Raw genomic sequence first — 19,005 nt, 5'->3', positions numbered from 1 at the left:
AATTTTGAGAGAGTAGATGCATGAAAAAGATTAAATGTGCATTAATCGGTCCGGGAAATATTGGGACTGATTTGCTATATAAGCTACAGCGCAGCGAGTTTTTGGAACCTGTCTGGATGGTGGGGATTGACCCAAGTTCAGAAGGTCTGACCCGCGCAGCGAATATGGGTTTAAAAACTACAGCCGAGGGTGTAGATGGTCTACTACCACATGTGCTTGCCGATGAAATTCAAATTGCCTTTGATGCAACTTCGGCTTATGTGCATGCGGAAAACAGCCGTAAGTTGAACGAATTAGGTGTGCAGATGATTGATCTGACGCCTGCTGCGATTGGTCCTTTCTGCGTACCGCCTGTAAATCTTCAAGAACTCTTGGATGCAGGTGAGCTACCGAATGTGAATATGGTGACCTGTGGTGGACAAGCGACCATTCCAATGGTTGCAGCGATTTCCCGCGTACAACCTGTGAGTTATGGTGAAATTATTGCAACCGTTTCAACCAAGTCGGTTGGTCCTGGTACACGTAAAAACATTGATGAATTTACGCGTACTACTGCGGGTGCAATTGAAAAAGTGGGCGGTGCAAAACAAGGTAAAGCCATCATCATTATTAACCCTGCCGAGCCACCACTCATGATGCGTGATACGGTGCATTGCTTGGTCGAAGGTGAACCTGACCAAGCAGCAATTACGGCCTCTGTTCAAGCCATGATTGTCGAAGTTCAAAAATATGTACCCGGCTATAAACTGGTGAATGGCCCAGTATTTGATGGTAACCGCGTGTCGATCTACCTTGAAGTAGAAGGCTTGGGTGATTTCTTGCCAAAGTATGCAGGGAATTTGGACATTATGACTGCGGCAGCTGCGCGCACTGCGGAAATGTTTGCGGAACGTTTATTGGCTACGGCTGAAGTATAAGGAGCAACCCATGTCTAAGATTATTGTGCATGATATGACTTTGCGTGATGGTATGCATCCACAGCGCCATCAAACCACTGTTGAGCAAATGATTGCCATTTCTACTGCATTGGATGATGCAGGTGTACCGCTAATTGAAGTGACGCATGGCGATGGCTTGGGCGGTTCATCCGTCAATTATGGTTTTGCCGCAGCAACTGATGAGGAATATTTGTCAGCGGTTGTGCCACGCATGAAAAATGCCAAAGTTTCGGCATTGCTGTTGCCAGGAATTGGTACGGTCGATCATTTGAAAATGGCACACGAAATTGGCGTTTCGACCATCCGTGTGGCAACCCACTGTACCGAAGCGGATTGCTCAGAACAGCATATTACTGCGGCACGTCAACTGGGTATGGATACCGTTGGTTTCTTGATGTTGGCACACATGGCATCGCCTGCTCAATTGCTTGAAGAAGCGAAAAAGATGGTGTCTTATGGCGCGAACTGTATTTATGTGACTGATTCGGCAGGTTATATGTTGCCGCAAGATGTCACAGACCGCGTTGGTTTGCTCCGTCAAGAGTTGGACAGCAGTATTGAACTGGGTTTCCACGGGCATCATAACTTGGGTATGGGCGTGGCAAATACAGTAGCCGCAGTTGATGCAGGTGCAATTCGTGTGGACTTGGCATCTGCGGGTTTAGGTGCAGGTGCAGGGAATACACCACTGGAATTGTTCATTGCCGTGGCAAACCGTATGGGCTTAGAAACAGGCGTGGATCTGTTTAAAGTACAGGATGTGGCAGAAGATTTGGTCATTCCAATGATGCTGAACCCAATTCGTGCTGACCGTGATGCTGCAACTTTAGGTTATGCAGGTGTCTATTCATCGTTCTTATTATTCGCAAAACGTGCAGAAGCCAAATATGGTGTGTCAGCACGTGAGATTTTATTGGAATTAGGTCGTCGTGGGACGGTCGGTGGTCAGGAAGATATGATTGAAGATTTGGCTTTGACCATGTCGAAAGCGAAGGCTGCTTTGGTTTAAACAGCATGGATGTGTAAAATCATCTAAATAAAAATAAGTCTTAACTCGTCATTTTATAATCCTCCCCAACCCTCCTTTTTCAAAGGAGGGGGTATTTTGAAATCCATTAACATAGTGAATTCAAGAATTTCCTCTCTTTTATAAAGAGGGGTTAGGGGAGATTGATTTATATATCATATTGAAATCATATTTAATCTAAAGCTATTCTCCCAAACGGGCGTTTCTTTATTGTGGGCGATTTAAACTGCAAGCTATTCCTTTTTCTTCCTCGATTTAATTGCATATTCATCAGGTTTTTAGGCTATTCACTTACACACTTTAAATATAGAAAATATCTGTGATATGAGCGCTTTTTCTTATAAATCTACGTTGCTATGAAAAAGTGGCATCGGAATACTTAAACAAAAAAACGCTTAATGATCAAAACCATTTAAAAAAGAAAGAGGTTGCAAACGAGCAAGGCTAGAGAGGCTCAATCTTTCAGCACGATCTGCAAAATGGTGTTTAACATGAGTTATTGTAATTTTATCTAAATGAAAAAAAAGCGGTGCCTGCCTTTGCATTTATAGTGGGTGAAGTCACATTTTCTTAAGACTGTGGTCGGATTTTTTCTGCTCGACGAGTTCCGCATGATGGCGTTGTCGCTTTACATGATCATTGGAATATATCTTATGCGTCGTCAAACTTTATGGACAGCCATCTGTGTCGCAACTGCGGCATTAGGTACAACTGCAACGAATGCAGACTTTATCGACGATAGCCAAGTCCAGTTAAAATTTAGAAATTTCTATTTAGACCGCCAGTACGAAACTGTACCGCAAAATAATTGGGGCAGTTGGTCACAAGGCATCACCTTAGATGCCAAATCAGGATATGCCGAATTAGGTGGCTTGCAATTGGGCGCCGATCTTTTGGTGCAACATGCATTTCGTCTAAATGGCCGTGATAAAAATGCCGATTGGGTGCTTCCACATAATGGACAGGAACAAGCCAGCAATTTTGGCAAAGTGGGTGCAACCTTAAAAGCCAAAGTGTCGCAAACGGAATTGAAAGTGGGCGAGTTATTGCCTGTTTCTCCAGTCTTAGTGTTTGATCCATCGCGTCAGTTGCTGACCACGTATAGCGGGGCATGGTTGGAGTCGAAAGAGCTGAAAGATACCAAACTGAGTTTGGCGTATATCGATGGCATTAATGCACGTTATGACAATCAGTTTCAGGACTTAAGTTTATTCCCGAACAATAATCCGAATACGGCCAAAGCTGCGGATGGCATGTATATCGCGGGGATTGATCATCAGTTTAATCCTACGATTGGAGCCAGTTATTGGTATGCCGATGTCAAAGACATTTATCAGCAGCATTATGCAGGCATCAATTACAACACCACGCTGGGTACGAAGACTAAGCTGACCAGCCATGTACGTTATTTTGATAACTCAGCGTCTGGCAATAAGTTGTATGGTGAAATTGACAACCAAGCCTTGTCGATGGGTGCGAAATTCAATCATGGTGCACATACCTTTGGTCTGGGCTATCAACAAATGTTTGGGGAAAATAATTTCCCAACATTGGCAGGTTGGGTGCCACAGCCTTATTTAGTGAATTGGTCAGTCGCGACCTTTACCAATGCCAAAGAGAAATCTTGGAATGTCTCTTATGGGTATGACTTTGCTGAATTGGGGCTGAAAGGTTTGAATGCTAATGCCATTTATTTTGCAGGTTTTGATGCCAAAGCGGGCGGTAAAACGAATCAGGACGAACAAGAGCTGAACTTGATTGTGAATTACACCGTACCTGAAGGCAAATTCAAAGGTTTGGGCGTTCAGGCCATGTACATCGATACCGATTACGACTGGAAAAGTGATTTAAAAGAATATCGTGTCGCGACCACGTACAGTTATAAATTCTAATCTTCAGTAAGCAAAGCAGGGTGATTCAAAAAAGAATCGCCCTGTTGATGCTAGATACGTTGCTATTGGATGGATCTTCGGATAGCACGGCTATTTTAAAATATAGTCTTTATAAACATGAACTTAAATAATCGTTTTTTTGTAGTGTGTGATCGAAAACAAGTATCAGTTGAGTCGCTTTGAACAGGTAAGATGGAGCAGTGAAACTGTCGAAATGAACGAATTCATCTGTCTTTGGAAGTATCAAACCAGATAGATTTAAGGCTGTACGAGGAGTAAGTATGAGCACGGTCCAAATCCCCAATTACACCACCGACCCATTCTTTGGCTTGGAAGATAAATGGATTGAAACAGCGGAAGGTGAGTTAACCCATTACCATGAATTGGGTGAAGGCACCCCCATTTTATTTTTACACGGTTCAGGTACAGGTGTATCGGCAGCGGCAAACTGGTGGTTGAACTTACCGCAAATTGCTGAACAAGCCCGTTGTATCGCGATTGACTCGATTGGCTATGGTCAGACCGTTGTGGCAGACGGTACGGCTTATGGTATTCGTGCATGGGTCGATCATGCGGTGCGTACACTGGATGCTTTAGGCATTGAAAAAACTTGGTTAGTGGGCAACTCATTGGGTGGCTGGTTAGCCTTCCAAATGGTGCTCGATTACCCTGAACGTGTCTTGGGTATTGTGTCGATGGGGACGGGTGGCGCGAAACAAACTGCGGCACTGAAAGCCCATGCTAACCCTGTCTTGACAGAAGAAGGCATTAAAAATACGTTGTCGATGTTTGTGGTGGATAAAAGCTTAATTACCGATGAATTGGTAAAAGTGCGTTTTGAAGCGGCAAAAAATGATTATGCCTCAGACCGTTTAATAGATGTGGTCGGTGCACGTGACCGTGATCGCTTCGAGTTCCCGCTCGATTTTGACAAGATGAAAGACATTCAAGTGCCTGTATTGTTGATTCATGGGGTACAAGATGTCGTCATTCCCGTGTCGCGTTCATGGGATATTTTGAATACCGTTCCTTTTGCCGATGCACATATTTTTAGTCAGTGTGGGCATTGGTCACAAGTGGAAAAAGCCGAAGAATTTAATACAGTGATTAAAGACTATTTGACTGCACGTGGTGTCAAATAATCTAGTGAGCAAGATCAGGGATGGTTAAGCCATCCCTTTTTTATGCCAAAAATTTCATCTTACTAAAGCAAATTTACAGTGTGATAAAACCTGCGGCAACATTAATGCTGATGGCTAAAATCGAGGTGTTAAAACCATAAGCCAGAATAATATGCACAATATTTAAAATCCGCATGGAGCGGGAAGTAATCGAAACATCTGCCGTTTGTGCCGAGGTGCCAATCACATAACTAAAGTATAAAAAGTCAGGATAAGTGGGCTGTGCAGTTCTCGGAAAATCTAGACCCGCATCTTGTTGGTCTGCGAGGGCAAGATAATAGTCATGCGCATAATGAATAGCAAAGACGGTATGCATAAAGAACCATGCACTAATAATGGTCAGCAAAGACAGAGCCAAGTGCCCATATTTAATGATGGGATCGTTGGGGAGATGGGTCAGTTCCAACACTATCGCAATCAAACACATCATCAATGTCATGATCACTAACAAGAGAATGATCCATTTACTGGCATCTTGTTGCTGCGCATGTTGCAGAATGTGTTGATGGTCAACAGGCCACAGGGTGGTCATGGTTTTAAGTAAATAACTCGATACGGCAATATTCCAACTGATCAATAGATTGGTCGACCAAGACCAGTCGGTAAACATATTCAGCAGAGCATAAAAAACCGCCGTCATTAAAAAACTAATAAAAAAGAAGGGACGAAATTGCATGGCCGTTTTTAAACGCTGCGAAGTGGGCATCTGCATAATCTTCTCCTTCTCTGTTATATTTTTTCGTGTGGCTAAAAAGTACCAAGATCTGTTGCAATATAAGCCTAAGTTTAGACTTAAGTTGTAGGTAAAACCTGACAAAAAAACAGCTTTTGATCACCCTATCTTAAGGTAAAAAAGAATACAAAATGAAACGTGCCAGCGGATGAACGGTGGATCAATGAGAAATGCTGCAAATAGGCTTACGCTGTAGTGCATTTCTCCATGAAAAAAGCACATCGCTATTTATTCAGAAAATAGTGGTGTGCCGAATTGGATGATTGATGTAGACCAGATGTGAATTTATTCGCGATTAATATCCAAATAAAACACCCGAGTCAGCAATTCTAGAAATTTATTCACGGCCAGTGAGCTGTTGTTTTTACGATAGCTCACATATAAATCTAAATAGGGGAGCTCGACTTCCAGTGGACGAATCACCGTGTTGTTCATGGTCAAGGGTGCAACGTAACCGGGTAAAATGGTGCAACCGAGTCCCATACCAATCGAGTTGATATTGAACAGAATATTGTCGGCTTTTTGCACAATGTTGAATTCAATACTGTTGGCTTTGGCAAACTCCAAAATGGTCTGGTGCAAGGTCTGTGACTGTTCGACTGCGGGAATAATGAAATCAATACCATTTAAAGCTTTAATCGGAATTCGCTCGTATTTGGCCAAAGGATGGTCTTTCGGCAACAAAAAAATCAGCGGTTCACGTAAGACAAACTGGCTTTCAATTTCATCACTATGAAAATTATGCCGAGTAAAGGTAATGTCCAGTTCACCTTTTTTCAGTAAGCGCATTTGTTCAGTATTGTTCATACTGAGCAATTCAATTTTTAAGTCTGGGTTTTGTACCCGTAAATTGGGCAGCACATAAGGAAAGATTTTCATTTCTGCGACGGGGACAAAACCAATGCGTAGCATCTGCTGTTTGGCTTGTACCACTTGACGTGCCATAGCGATCGCTTTATCTGCTTGAGCCAGAGTCAGACGGGCCTGTTCCAGAAAAACCGCACCTTCTTCAGTGAGTTCCACTTTTCGCTTGGTTCGATATAGCAACTGCACACCGACATCTTCTTCAAGGTCTTTGATTTGCTGACTTAAAGAGGGTTGGGCAGTGTAAAGTTTGAGTGCAGCCTTACTGAAGTTCAGTTCTTCAGCAACAGTAATGAAATAGCGAAGGTGTCTAAGTTCCATATAAATAACCCACTGAGTAATCCAAAAAATGTCTTACCACGACTACGGCAAAGTATAATCTATAAACAACTATGCCGTGAAGATGATTCAAGTATTTAGAAAATAAATGGTCTTGAGTCTAGTGCGGAGATTTTAATATAAGAAATAACTTTTCTAATAATTGCTAAAACGTATTAATTAAAACAAAAAAAATATTTCCCTAAAAGCGTCTAAAAAATCATGATGCCTCAAAAGTTGAGTCTATTTACGTTGTGCCGTGTATTGGTCGCAGGAGAGCTTTTCATGAGTGGAAAAATTGATGTGCGTGAAATCGACGCTTTGGTCGATGCACAAAATGGACGTATCTCGCCATCCATCTATACAGACCCAGATTTATACGAATTAGAACTGGAACGCGTGTTTGGACGTACATGGTTATTTCTATGTCATGAAAGCCAAATTCCAAAGGCAGGCGACTTTTTCAATACTTACATGGGTGAAGACCCGATTATTGTGGTACGTCAAAAAGATGGCTCAATCAAAGCGCTTTTAAACCAGTGCCGTCACCGTTCTATGCGGGTCAGCTTTGCTGACTGTGGAAACACCCGTGCCTTTACCTGTCCATATCATGGCTGGTCTTATGGGGTCGATGGTTCACTCAAGGATATTCCTTTAGAAGATCGTGCTTTTCCGCAGGGAGCATGCAAAGAAAAATGGGGCTTGATTGAAGTTAACCGTGTCGAAAGCTACAAAGGCTTAATTTTCGGTTGTTGGGATGAATCAACCCCAGACCTGATTGAATACATGGGCGACATTGCTTGGTATTTAGATGGCGTGGTCGATCGCCGTCCGGGTGGCACTGAAATCATTGGTGGAGTACATAAGTGGGAAATCGAGTGTAACTGGAAATTTGCTGCGGAACAGTTTGCCTCTGACCAGTATCATGCCTTGTTCTCACATGCTTCAGCTATTCAGGTGTTGGGCGCAAAACCCGACGATGACTCATCTAAAAAACTTGGTGCTGCACAAACCGCACGTCCAGTTTGGGAAACCGCCAAAGATGCCATTCAGTACGGTTCACGCGGGCATGGTTCAGGCTTCTTCTTTACTGAAAAGCCGGATGCAAACGTCTGGGTGGATGGTGAAGTAGCGAACTACTTCCGTGAAACCTTTGAGGAAGTTAAAGAGCGTTTAGGTGAAGTGCGCGCACTACGTCTTGCGGGGCACAACACTATGTTCCCGACCATGTCATGGTTAAACGGAACGGCAACGCTTCGCGTATGGCATCCGCGTGGTCCAAATAAAACTGAAGTCTGGGCATTCTGTATTGCCGATGCGGAAGCTTCTCAAGAAGTGAAAGAAGCCTTTGAACGTTCTGCAACACGTGCCTTTGGACCTGCGGGTTTCCTTGAGCAAGATGACTCGGAAAACTGGATTGAAATCCAAAAAGTACTCCGTGGTTATAAAGCACGCAACAATCCATTGATCATGGAAATGGGCTTAGGCAATGAAAAAGTCCGTGAAGATGGCATTCCAGGCATCACCAACTACATTTTCTCTGAAACAGCAGCCCGTGGAATGTACCGTCGTTGGGCAGATTTATTGATTCATGAAACATGGGAAGAAGTCGAAAAAGCCGCTGAGCAATATGAGAAGGAGCTAATGAAATGAGTCAGATCAGTTTAGAACTTCATCATCAAATTAGTCAGTTTCTCTATCGTGAAGGCAAAGCGCTAGACGATTGGAAATTCCGTGATTGGCTAGATATGTTGGCGGACGATATTTCTTATACGCTGCGGACTACACCGAATGCACAAACCCGTGACCGTCGTCGTTCGGTTGAGCCACCGACGACGTGGGTATTTAACGATACTAAAGACTTGTTAGAACGTCGTGTCGCGCGTTTGGAAACAGGGATGGCATGGGCGGAAGAACCCCCATCACGCACCACACATATGGTGTCGAACGTGATTGTCGAGCCGACTGAAGTCGAGGGTGAGTATGATGTTTACGTCACTTACTTACTCTACCGTACCCAGAAAGAAAAAGATGTCACCATCTACTGCGGTAAGCGTCACGACAAGATTCGTAAAGTGGATACCGAGCAAGGTTTCCAGATTTTTAACCGTAAAATCACTTTAGACCAAGTGACTTACAACTCCCATAACCTGAGTGTGTTCTTCTAATGAATAAGATTTTTGTGTGCCAAATCGATGAATTAGATGAAGGCGAAGCATTAAAAGTGGACTGCGGTGTGAACGGGATTGAAGCGTTGGCTGTCTTCAACAATGGTGGTGAGTTCTTTGCCATGAATGACCGTTGTTCACATGGCAATGCCTCCATGTCAGAAGGCTATTTGGAAGAGGATGGTACAGTGGAATGCCCATTACATTCTGCCCGTTTCTGTCTAAAAACAGGTCAGGCTTTATGCCTACCTGCGACTGATCCTATTCAGACCTTTCCCGTGATTGTTGAGGATGGTCAATTGTTTGTCGAGATGGCGGGAGCATAAGCATGGGTTGGCTACAAGGTGAAGTTGCCCTGATTACGGGGGGCGGTTCTGGTTTGGGTTGGGCTTTGGTTGAGCGTTTCTTGGAAGAAGGTGCACAGGTGGCTGTGCTGCAACGTTCAAAAGCAAAAGTGGATGCCTTGAACAAACACTTCGGTGGTAAAGTTCTTGCGATTGAAGGTGATGTAGCCTGCTATGCAGACAATGTCCGTGCGGTGAATGCCACGCTTGAGCGTTTTGGCAAACTGGACTGTTTTGTCGGTAATGCCGGTATTTGGGATCATTATGCCGATATCGTCAATACCTCTGGCGAGCAGTTAGAAAAAGCCTTTGATGAAATTATGGGCATTAATACCAAATCACTCATCTTAGGTGCGAAGGCGGCACTGGAGGCATTGATAGCTTCTGAAGGGTCTATCATATTTACTTTGTCTAATTCAGCCTTGTACTCGGCAGGCGGAGGCCCCGTATATACAGCCTCTAAGCATGCAGGTGTGGGCGTGATGAAAGAATTGGCCTATGAACTTGCGCCTAAAGTACGAGTGAATGCCGTCGCGCCGTCAGGTATGAATGTCAATATCAAAGGGGCAGCATCTTTAGGTCAAGAAAATTTGGGTCTATTGGATGCACGCGACCCTGAAAAGATTGCTCGTGGTATGCCACTGAATTTCTTGCCTGAACCTGAAGAGATGACGGGTTCATACGTTTTATTGGCATCGCGTCAAAACAACCGTCCACTGACGGGTGTTCTGATCAATGCTGAATGTGGTTTAGGCATCCGTGGTTTACGCCAACCTCGTGCAGGGTTCTTTGATGAGTGATTTGGGTGTGCTGCTTTGTTTTTGATTAGCTCAGATTTAAATTAAATGAAGCACAGCCTCAAATAAATGCGAAAGTTTAGATGGTTTTTCGGAGGCATTTCCTTACTTTTGACGGATCAAAAGTAACAAAAATCCATTGTTGGGTGAGAGGTTCATCCCTGAAACCTCCACCCAACGGCGACATCCATGTCGCCAACCGTGATAGTGAATAGCATCGTGAATTCTATATTTCATTTGAAACCACTCACAATGATTTAAGCCATTTGCTAAAGACTTTACTGGGCAGCTGTCTTTTTAGTAGATATTTTTATTTTGGAGTCACACATGGCCGTTAAACTCATTTGTGCATCGCACAGTCCTTTAATGGAATTTGCTTCACCGCAAGAACAGCGTAAAGAACAGATTGTACGTGAGACTTTTGCCCAACTTTCGGCAGAAGTCAAAGCTTACGATCCGACTTTAATCATTACCTTTGGTCCAGACCATTTTAATGGCTTTTTCTATGATTTGATGCCAAGTTTTTGTGTGGGTATTCGTGCAACTGCGGCAGGCGATTGGGACTACGGTAAAGACAACGACAAAATTAATGTTCCTGAAGACACAGCGATTGCTTTGGTGCGTCGTGTACTTGATGAAGGTGTCGATGTTGCTTATTCCTACCGAATGCAAGCCGACCATGGCGTGACGCAACCACTACATTTCCTGTGTGATGGTCAGCTAGATCGTTATCCAACCATTCCGATTTTTATTAATGGCGCAGCGGCACCGATGCCCACCACCAAGCGAACGATTGCTTTGGGACGTGCGGTTGGACAGTTTATTCAGTCATTAAATCTTGAAAATGAACGGGTGTTAATTTTAGGGACAGGTGGGCTTTCGCATGATCCTCCGACACCACAAATGGGCGCTGTACCGCCAGAAGTGGAAGAGTTTTTGATTTGTGGACGTAACCCATCTGTAGAGTCACGGAATAATCGTCAAGCCAAAATTATTGCTGTGGGGCAGAAATTGGCTGCGGGGGATCAATCTGTTGCTGTGCCACTCAATCCAGAATGGGATCGTGCATTGCTTGAAACATTTGCCAAAGCTGACTTCGCCACAATTGAAGCCATGACTGAAGCAGATATTCGCCGTGATGGTGGACGTGGTGGTCAGGAAGTCCGTACATGGATGGCGGCATTTGCAGCCTTACATGAACTTGGCGAATACGAGATGACAACGCATTGTTATGAAGACATCAGCGAGTGGATTGCGGGCTTTGGCATTGTATCGGCAGAGTTAAAAGGTTAATTACATGAGCAATATCGAAACCATCGTCATCGTCGGTGCAGGCCAAGCGGGGGCAAGCGCGATTTTAGAACTCCGTAGCAATAAATTTGCAGGTAACATTATTCTGATTGGGGATGAAGTGCATTTGCCTTATGAACGTCCACCTTTGTCTAAAGATGTGATTTTAAAGCCTGAAGAAACCAAGGTTGAGATTTTATCTGAAGAGAAATTGGTGACCTTGGGCGTAGCTCATATTCGTGGCAATGGTGTAGTCAAAATTAACCCAGAGGCAAAAACCGTTGAATTGCAAAAGGGTGATGTGATTGCTTATGACAAACTGCTCCTTGCGACTGGCGGTGCAGCACGTCGCCTGCCGAATTTCGATGTTTTAGGTAAACACGTTTATACCTTACGTAATTTGGAAGATTCAAAAGCACTGGTGCCTGTGCTACAAGCTGGACAACGTATTGTACTGATTGGTGGTGGGGTCATTGGTCTTGAGTTAGCTTCCTCTGCACGTTTTAAAAATTGCCAAGTGACCGTGATTGAAATGGGATCAATGGTAATGGGGCGGTCATCCCCGCAGATTTTGAGTGAGTTTTTATTGGCACAGCAACGTCTTGCGGGTGTCGATGTACGCTTGAATAGCACCATTAATCACTGTCATTTAGATGGTGAAACTGTGGTAATTACCCTTGCAACAGGGGAAGAGTTACATGCAGATGCTGTGATTTATGGCATTGGCATTGTCCCGAATGCACAACTTGCAATAGATGCAGGCTTAGCAGTTGATGTTGCGATTCAGATCAATGAAAACTGTCAGACTTCACATCCCGATATTTATGCCGCGGGTGATGTTGCGACTCAGTTACGTGCGGATGGGCAGTATCGTCGTGTGGAAACATGGGAAAATGCCAATCTGCAAGCAGGAATTTTTGCACGTCACGTGATGGGTATGGAGCATCCGACCCCGAATCCTGCATGGTTTTGGACGGATCAGCTTGATATTAACTATCAGTTTGTCGGTGATATGGCGGCAGCAGAATGGATTGTTCGTGGTGAAATTCGGCCTGAACTTCGTGCCGCCTCTTCGTTTGTTCTGTTCGGTGTAACCGATGGCATCATTGTGGGAGGGATCACCGTGAATGCAGCCAAAGAGATGCGACACTTGAAAAAGTTAATTGCTAAAAAAGCAGTATTTGAAGCCGAAAAGTATTTAGATCTTGGTTTAGATTTACGTAAGATTGCTTAAGATTTTGGTTTACAACCTCGGCAGACTGAGTTTAATACGGGTCTGCCGCTTTTTTATTCCCATCAAATTTTAGTATGACCACTCGCGTTGCTATGCCGTCTGATTTCATAGAAGTCTAAGGTGTATATTTTACAGTTTGGCTTGAATTACCAAACAGAGTATCTACAATAAGAAACACGCCTAGCTCGACATTCATGTTATTGCAGTGAATGTGACATTTCTTATAGATAATGACAGTACATGAAGCAGAATTTAGAACAACAGCATTTCCAAATTAAAACCCAAGAATGTTGGTCACATACTTGGCGTAAACCCTCTTTTCAGTATCTTGAATCTGCACACTTTAATGGCACGCGATTTTTGAATCCACTGCATGCGCCAGAGGGGCGTAGCCGTTTTGATTTGGTTAAATGGTTGTTAAAACGCAAGTCATCGACTTGGGACAAAGAAACCCTATCCGATACTGCTTCTGCGACTCAACGGGTATTGCCACAAAACCGTCCCAATGCGGCATTGAATGATTGGCAAGTCTGGTTTGTCGGGCATGCCACCGTGTTATTACAGATTGGTCCTTATAATTTTTTAACGGATCCTGTTTGGGCGGAATTTGTCAGTCCGAAACAGGGGCGTGGCCCTAAGCGTTTTCGTCCAGCAGGCATTGCCTTAGAGGAATTACCGACCATTCATGCTGTTTTGCTCAGCCATAATCATTATGATCATATGGATTTGGCAAGCCTGAACTGGTTGCATGAAAAATTTGCCATGCCAATTTATACGGGTTTGGGTAATGGTTGGTACTTACCTAAAAGTATGCATGTAATTGAACTGGACTGGTGGCAATCGAGTCAGTTTCATGAACTGGAATTGATTTATACCCCTGCACAACATGGTTCAGGTCGTGGTGTACGTGATCAGAACATGGCGCTTTGGGGTGGTTTTGCGGTTAAACAGGGGCGTGAATATAGTTTCTTTGCGGGCGATACAGGCTATTCGCCGCATTTTAAGGAAATTCATACCCGTTTGGGGGCTCCGCGAATTGCCTTATTACCGATTGGTGCTTATGAGCCACGTGAGCTGATGCGTTATATGCATATGAATCCTGAAGATGCCTTTCAGGCACATAAAGATTTACATGCCAAATGTTCATTGGCCATTCATTATCGAACCTATCAGTTGACCGATGAAGCCCATGAGCAACCTGAGCATGATCTGCATGTGGCAATGCGCGGTTCGTCAAAATTAATGAATCCGTTTTATTGCATTCGTGAAGGTAAGCGTTTAATTGTTTAATATTGACGTTGAATGTTGTTGATTATGCGTTTCTTTCTGAATATTTTAAAAGACGAATGGCGGTTAAAGACAAAGCCAGCATCGCGATATTCATCACAAAGGGATTAAAGGCTTGGGTAAAATAGTGTGGGTCGACAATCAAAATTAAAAAGCTTAATCCGAGCATGCCGACAATATTGAGGTAATGGAGCGCTAAGGTTTTATAACCCGTTAAAAATAATGCTCCGAAGATGATTTCGATTGCGCCAGAACATTGCATGAGGCTAATTGCAGCTTGTTCATTGAATCCCTGTAACATCCAAATACGGCGTTCATCATCGGCTTTAAATAGAATCTTGGGAATTAGACCTTGATAAATCCAAAGTATTGCTAGGCTCATATGAATGGTTTGAAGCGTTTTTTTATTGAGTTGTTGAGTATCCACGGATGACCTGTTCTAGAAAATGATGTTGATTTTCTGGGGATGGAATGAGGCAATCATCAGTTTTACCAAAAAGTGTATAGCGATTGAGTGCAACCCGACGATACAGAAAATCCCGAAATGGTCGGGGAATAAGATCACCCATCTTCATTAGAGAGAAAGGTAGACCGAGCCGAGCCAATACTTTTAATAAGGCGGTAGATTCTGTAAATAATTGCCCATCTATAATTACAATCATGGTGGTGTAATGCGTGGTCGACAGACCATAATATTCAAGAATTTTTTCTCCCAAAGGCGATTGGGCTGAAGCGAGTTTGAATTGAGCCTGCGGATCATGTTGGATGAGAAAACGTGCCCAACCATTACAGATAACACAAATCGCATCAAATAAGATGATGTCATACTGTTGAATGATGCGATCGAGATCATTCTGCATTTTTTATATTCTAAAGTTCTCATCTGTTCAAAATAGCAGAATTTATCTATCACATGTAGTCTATATTTTATCCAGAATTGTGTTGTTTGAAATGCTAAACAGTGCGAGTGTTGCGAAGCCCGCAGACATCAAATGTGTGTCCATAACCCTTTAAAATCTTTTTTTTCTTCAATGCTTATATAGAAGAATTCGATTGTTTTGATTAGTAAATACCGCTTTAGCTTGTCTAGAAAAAAGGCTATGTTGATAGTCGAACACTACTTTTAGACGGTTCAATAATAAACATTGAAAGACTTGAGTTTGGAGACATAACATGGACAATAATTCGCAAGCCTCGTCAGGTAAGTGCCCATTTTCACATGGTGCCAATACCTCTGCTGCCAGCTCAAATACCGATTGGTGGCCAAATTCACTTAATTTAGACATCCTTTCACAACACGATACCAAAACCAATCCGCTCGATCCCGACTTTAATTATGCAGAAGCCTTCAAATCTCTCGATTTAGACGCCGTAAAACAAGATATCCGCGACTTAATTAACAGCAGCCAAGATTGGTGGCCATCAGATTACGGCAGCTACATCGGGATGTTTGTGCGTACGGCATGGCATTTGGCGGGTTCATACCGTAAGCAAGATGGTCGCGGTGGCGCCAACACGGGTAACCAGCGTTTTGCTCCACTCAACAGTTGGCCAGATAATGTCAACACCGATAAAGGCCGTCGTTTACTTTGGCCGATTAAGAAAAAATACGGCAACAAACTGTCATGGGGGGATTTAATTGTCCTTGCAGGGACTGTGGCGTATGACGTTGCAGGTTTAAAGACTTTTGGTTTCGGCGGTGGTCGAGTTGATATTTGGCATCCAGAAAAAGACATTTACTGGGGCGAAGAGCATCAATGGCTGGCACCAACCGCCAACCGTTATGGTAGCGACCAAGACCGCCAATCACTGGAAAATCCTTTGGCTGCAGTGCAAATGGGCTTGATCTATGTAAACCCTGAAGGGGTTGATGGTGTGCAAGATCCACTGCGTACCGCACAAGACATGCGCGTAACCTTTGACCGTATGGGAATGGACGATGAAGAAACCGTTGCGCTCACAGTCGGTGGTCATACTGTAGGGAAAGCGCATGGTAATGGTAAAGCTGAATTACTCGGTAAAGATGTGGAGGGGGCTGATGTCGAATTCCAAGGCTTAGGTTGGCATAATCCAGAAGGCACAGGTAACGGCCCTAATACCATGGTGAGTGGTTTAGAAGGAGCATGGACCACACATCCAACCAAATGGGATAATGAATTCCTTTATCTACTATTCACTTATGAGTGGCAAAAAACCACCAGTCCTGCGGGTGCGAAGCAATGGGAACCAATTAATATCAAAGAGGAAGACAAACCTGTCGATGCACATAACCCGAATGTACGCCGTAATCCAATGATGACCGATGCCGACATGGCCCTCAAAATGGACCCTGAATACCGCAAAATTGCAGAAGGTTTTTATAAAGACCCTGCGCGTTTGGCAGAAGTTTTTGCTCGTGCTTGGTACAAGCTCACTCACCGTGATATGGGACCAAAATCGCGTTACTTGGGTGCAGATGTACCTGCGGAAGATTTAATTTGGCAAGACCCAATCCCGAGCGTGGATTACAGCTTAACCGAAGCAGAAATTGATGAGCTGAAAGCAAAATTGCTGAATAGCGGTTTATCCAGTAGTGATCTCATTACTACTGCTTGGGACAGCGCAAGAACTTATCGTGGTTCGGACTTCCGTGGCGGTGCCAATGGTGCGCGTATTCGTTTATCACCACAAAAAAATTGGGTGGGTAATGAGCCAGAGCGTTTAGCTAAAGTGCTTGCGAAACTGGAAGAAATTCAAGCAGGACTTGCGAAAAAAGTCAGCATTGCCGACTTGGTTGTATTGGGCGGCACAGCGGCAGTGGAAAAAGCAGCGCAAGCCGCAGGTGTGAATGTGAAAGTGCCATTTACGCCTGGGCGTGGTGATGCCTTACAGGAACAAACCGACGAATATTCTTTTGCCGATTTGGAACCAACCCATGATGGTTATCGGAATTGGTTAAAGCAAGATTATGCGGTGCAACCTGAAGAAATGTTGTTAGATCGAACCCAATTAATGGGTCTAACCGCACCTGAAATGACGGTATTGATTGGTGGTATGCGTGTGCTCGACACCAACTACGGCGGTGCGAAAGAAGGCGTATTTACCGATCGTGTGGGTGTTTTAACCAATGATTTCTTTGTCAATTTGACTGACATGAACAATACATGGAAACCTGTAGGTAAAAACCGTTATGAAATTGCTGACCGTGCTACGGGTACAGTGAAATGGACGGCAACTCGCGTGGATTTAGTGTTCGGTTCAAACTCAATTTTACGTTCTTATGCCGAGGTGTATGCACAGGATGACAACAAAGAGAAATTTGTACATGACTTTATTGCTGCTTGGAATAAAGTCATGAATGCAGACCGTTTTGATGTGAAGTAGTTTGATTGAAATAAAAAACCGCTCGAAAGAGCGGTTTTTATTCTTTTAAATCTATGTAAAAACTACATAGGTATTAAGTGTGATTTTAGAATTATTGTTGGAGTATTAGAATTGGGAATTGGTGACAAAAAATTTAAAACCGCTTATAAGGATTATAGCCGAGTATTAAATTTAGCAGTTAAGATTTCACGTTTAGGGGCTGGTAGACATGGGCAAGAGGATAAGGTTGTTTGGGCTTGTATCTTATTTACAAAGCTATGTGTAACAGGTCGTAGTTTAAAGAAGTTATTAGATCATGATGTATCAAAAGAATATAAATTAGATTGGGACTATTCATCAGCTTTTAGTTTAACTCGTAATATTATGGAGTGTTATCAAACGCTTTTTTATTTATGTTTTGATGATGTTCCAGAGGAGGAGTTGAAAGCACGGAAGTATCTGTTCAATGTTTATGATTATTATTCTAGGACGACATTCTTTTCATTTTTTTCTGAATTATTTGATAAAAAAAGCGAAAATATTGAAATAGAAGAGTTTGTCTTAAATCAGCTTAAAGAGAATAGTTTTTTTAAGACTTTAACTGAACAGCAACAGAAAAGTTATTTAAAAGGAAAGAATGCTTTCTTTATTAGTAGGGAAGAGATTGAAGAAAAAGAAGGCATGAGAAAAGATGATTTTAGATATTGGTATAAATTTCTATCATCTAACATTCACTCTTATCCGATGGGTTTTTTTAGGATGATTGATGGAGATCGAGGAACAGGAGTTTATTCTGAAGTTGAAGAAAGATATAACGCAATGGCATTAGAATTATCTACAGGATATTTAATTCGTGGGTGCTTGAATATGTTAAATTTTTTTCCAGATATTAATGAGAAAATGAGCCCACAAGAAAAACAATTGTTAGTCATATAGTTAAGTAATATAGGAGAAAATATCTACTTTTAGCAGATCCCACTCCACAAACTCTGGCTCGACCAACAAGCTCTGCGACACAAAGCCATAACACACCCGTTGCACATTTAAACTCATTCGCTTGAGTTGTGCCGTATCTTCAAAAAAGGGAATAAGGATGCTATGCCACATTTCCAGCATCATTGCATAACTCTTACGGTAACTTTCAATGTTTGATACCTGTCGTTCCAGTAAAAAAGTTTGCGCCCAGACGAACTGCCGCGCCTGAATCTGTTCAAGCTGAAAGTGGATAATCTGCTGTAAATAGTCCTCAAAACTTAATTTTGTGGATAACTCCATCAGACTTTGTGCATAACTTTTAAGTAGTTCAGCATTGCTTTTTACATGTTGATGAATGGTTAATGCAATCAAATCTTCTTTCTTGGAAAAGTACTCATAAAAAGTCCCTAAACCGACACCTGCTACATCCGTGATTTCCCGAATGGTAATTTTATCGGCTGATCGCTCATGCAAAAGCCGAACAAAACTTTCTTGTAAGGCTTCTTGGGTGAGCTTGGCTCTGGATTGGCGCGGTCTACGACGCACTTGGACTTCAGGATTTTTCATGGCATAAAGCTGAACATATCAAGGTCATTTTTTCTCTATACTGAAACG

18 protein-coding genes are annotated in these 19,005 nt (G+C 43.0%); 13 read left to right on the top strand and 5 right to left on the bottom strand.

The annotated features are described in order from the left end of the window. Positions 1-20: 20 nt before the first annotated feature. The 4 genes from E0H82_RS07280 to E0H82_RS07265 all read left to right on the top strand — a co-directional run bounded on the left by E0H82_RS07280 (position 21) and on the right by E0H82_RS07265 (position 4,999). On the top strand, positions 21-917 hold the full coding sequence (locus E0H82_RS07280; RefSeq protein ID WP_131264030.1) for an acetaldehyde dehydrogenase (acetylating): 897 nt from the start codon (positions 21-23) through the stop codon (positions 915-917). A 10-nt stretch (positions 918-927) separates the two neighbouring features. Further along, a complete protein-coding gene (gene dmpG, locus E0H82_RS07275) occupies positions 928-1,947 on the top strand; it encodes a 4-hydroxy-2-oxovalerate aldolase (protein WP_068909697.1) in 1,020 nt (339 codons plus the stop codon). 671 nt (positions 1,948-2,618) lie between these two features. Next, entirely contained in the window at positions 2,619-3,857 is a 1,239-nt protein-coding gene (locus tag E0H82_RS07270) for an OprD family outer membrane porin (RefSeq protein WP_131264029.1), read from the top strand. Between the two features lie 281 nt (positions 3,858-4,138). After that, a complete protein-coding gene (locus tag E0H82_RS07265) occupies positions 4,139-4,999 on the top strand; it encodes an alpha/beta fold hydrolase (RefSeq protein WP_131264028.1) in 861 nt (286 codons plus the stop codon). Between the two features lie 73 nt (positions 5,000-5,072). Here the strand turns inward: E0H82_RS07265 and E0H82_RS07260 are convergent, their stop codons facing one another. Beyond that, positions 5,073-5,750 carry a DUF1345 domain-containing protein gene (locus E0H82_RS07260; RefSeq protein WP_131264027.1) on the bottom strand — a complete coding sequence of 226 codons (678 nt, stop codon included), beginning with the start codon at positions 5,748-5,750 and terminating at the stop codon, positions 5,073-5,075. Positions 5,751-6,056: 306 nt separating this feature from the next. Next, positions 6,057-6,956: a DNA-binding transcriptional regulator HcaR gene (gene hcaR / locus E0H82_RS07255; RefSeq protein ID WP_131264026.1), complete on the bottom strand. Its 900-nt coding sequence runs from the start codon at positions 6,954-6,956 to the stop codon at positions 6,057-6,059. A gap of 282 nt (positions 6,957-7,238) precedes the next feature. On the opposite strand from hcaR, the gene hcaE reads away from it, so the two are divergent. The 7 genes from hcaE to E0H82_RS07220 all read left to right on the top strand — a co-directional run bounded on the left by hcaE (position 7,239) and on the right by E0H82_RS07220 (position 14,076). Beyond that, positions 7,239-8,606 carry a 3-phenylpropionate/cinnamic acid dioxygenase subunit alpha gene (hcaE, locus tag E0H82_RS07250; RefSeq protein ID WP_131264025.1) on the top strand — a complete coding sequence of 456 codons (1,368 nt, stop codon included), beginning with the start codon at positions 7,239-7,241 and terminating at the stop codon, positions 8,604-8,606. Beyond that, entirely contained in the window at positions 8,603-9,121 is a 519-nt protein-coding gene (gene hcaF, locus E0H82_RS07245; protein WP_131264024.1) for a 3-phenylpropionate/cinnamic acid dioxygenase subunit beta, read from the top strand. The genes hcaE and hcaF overlap by 4 nt, the downstream gene beginning before the upstream one ends. After that, complete coding sequence (gene hcaC, locus E0H82_RS07240) at positions 9,121-9,447, top strand: 3-phenylpropionate/cinnamic acid dioxygenase ferredoxin subunit (RefSeq protein WP_131264023.1); 327 nt, start codon at positions 9,121-9,123, stop codon at positions 9,445-9,447. The genes hcaF and hcaC overlap by 1 nt, the downstream gene beginning before the upstream one ends. 2 nt (positions 9,448-9,449) lie before the next feature. Then, complete coding sequence (gene hcaB, locus E0H82_RS07235; RefSeq protein WP_131264022.1) at positions 9,450-10,265, top strand: 3-phenylpropionate-dihydrodiol/cinnamic acid-dihydrodiol dehydrogenase; 816 nt, start codon at positions 9,450-9,452, stop codon at positions 10,263-10,265. Between the two features lie 324 nt (positions 10,266-10,589). After that, positions 10,590-11,555, top strand: coding sequence for a 3-carboxyethylcatechol 2,3-dioxygenase (locus tag E0H82_RS07230; RefSeq protein ID WP_131264021.1), 966 nt, complete (start codon positions 10,590-10,592; stop codon positions 11,553-11,555). Positions 11,556-11,559: 4 nt separating this feature from the next. Then, positions 11,560-12,786: a 3-phenylpropionate/cinnamic acid dioxygenase ferredoxin--NAD(+) reductase subunit gene (gene hcaD, locus E0H82_RS07225; RefSeq protein WP_131264020.1), complete on the top strand. Its 1,227-nt coding sequence runs from the start codon at positions 11,560-11,562 to the stop codon at positions 12,784-12,786. A 240-nt stretch (positions 12,787-13,026) separates the two neighbouring features. Then, a complete protein-coding gene (locus tag E0H82_RS07220) occupies positions 13,027-14,076 on the top strand; it encodes an MBL fold metallo-hydrolase (protein WP_131264019.1) in 1,050 nt (349 codons plus the stop codon). Positions 14,077-14,098: 22 nt separating this feature from the next. Here the strand turns inward: E0H82_RS07220 and E0H82_RS07215 are convergent, their stop codons facing one another. Both E0H82_RS07215 and E0H82_RS07210 read right to left on the bottom strand, forming a co-directional pair. Next, positions 14,099-14,500 carry a DoxX-like family protein gene (locus E0H82_RS07215; RefSeq protein WP_228258633.1) on the bottom strand — a complete coding sequence of 134 codons (402 nt, stop codon included), beginning with the start codon at positions 14,498-14,500 and terminating at the stop codon, positions 14,099-14,101. Further along, positions 14,478-14,933, bottom strand: a complete 456-nt coding sequence (locus E0H82_RS07210; RefSeq protein ID WP_131264018.1) for a thiol-disulfide oxidoreductase DCC family protein — start codon at positions 14,931-14,933, stop codon at positions 14,478-14,480. The genes E0H82_RS07215 and E0H82_RS07210 overlap by 23 nt, the downstream gene beginning before the upstream one ends. Positions 14,934-15,246: 313 nt before the next feature. Between E0H82_RS07210 and katG the strand changes: the two genes are divergently transcribed. Next, positions 15,247-17,436, top strand: coding sequence for a catalase/peroxidase HPI (gene katG, locus E0H82_RS07205; RefSeq protein WP_131264017.1), 2,190 nt, complete (start codon positions 15,247-15,249; stop codon positions 17,434-17,436). Between the two features lie 111 nt (positions 17,437-17,547). Then, entirely contained in the window at positions 17,548-18,351 is an 804-nt protein-coding gene (locus E0H82_RS07200) for a DUF5677 domain-containing protein (protein WP_131264016.1), read from the top strand. Here E0H82_RS07200 and E0H82_RS07195 read toward each other — a convergent pair whose 3' ends face one another. Then, positions 18,352-18,957 (bottom strand): TetR/AcrR family transcriptional regulator, encoded by a 606-nt coding sequence (locus E0H82_RS07195; protein WP_131264015.1) that lies wholly within the window; start codon positions 18,955-18,957, stop codon positions 18,352-18,354. Between the last annotated feature and the right edge of the window lie 48 nt (positions 18,958-19,005).

It is taken from the genome of Acinetobacter sp. ANC 4910 (assembly GCF_004331035.1).
Taxonomy (GTDB): Bacteria; Pseudomonadota; Gammaproteobacteria; order Pseudomonadales; family Moraxellaceae; genus Acinetobacter.
Note: the sequence above shows the minus strand (reverse complement) of the source record. Positions and strands in the feature narration are given on the sequence as shown.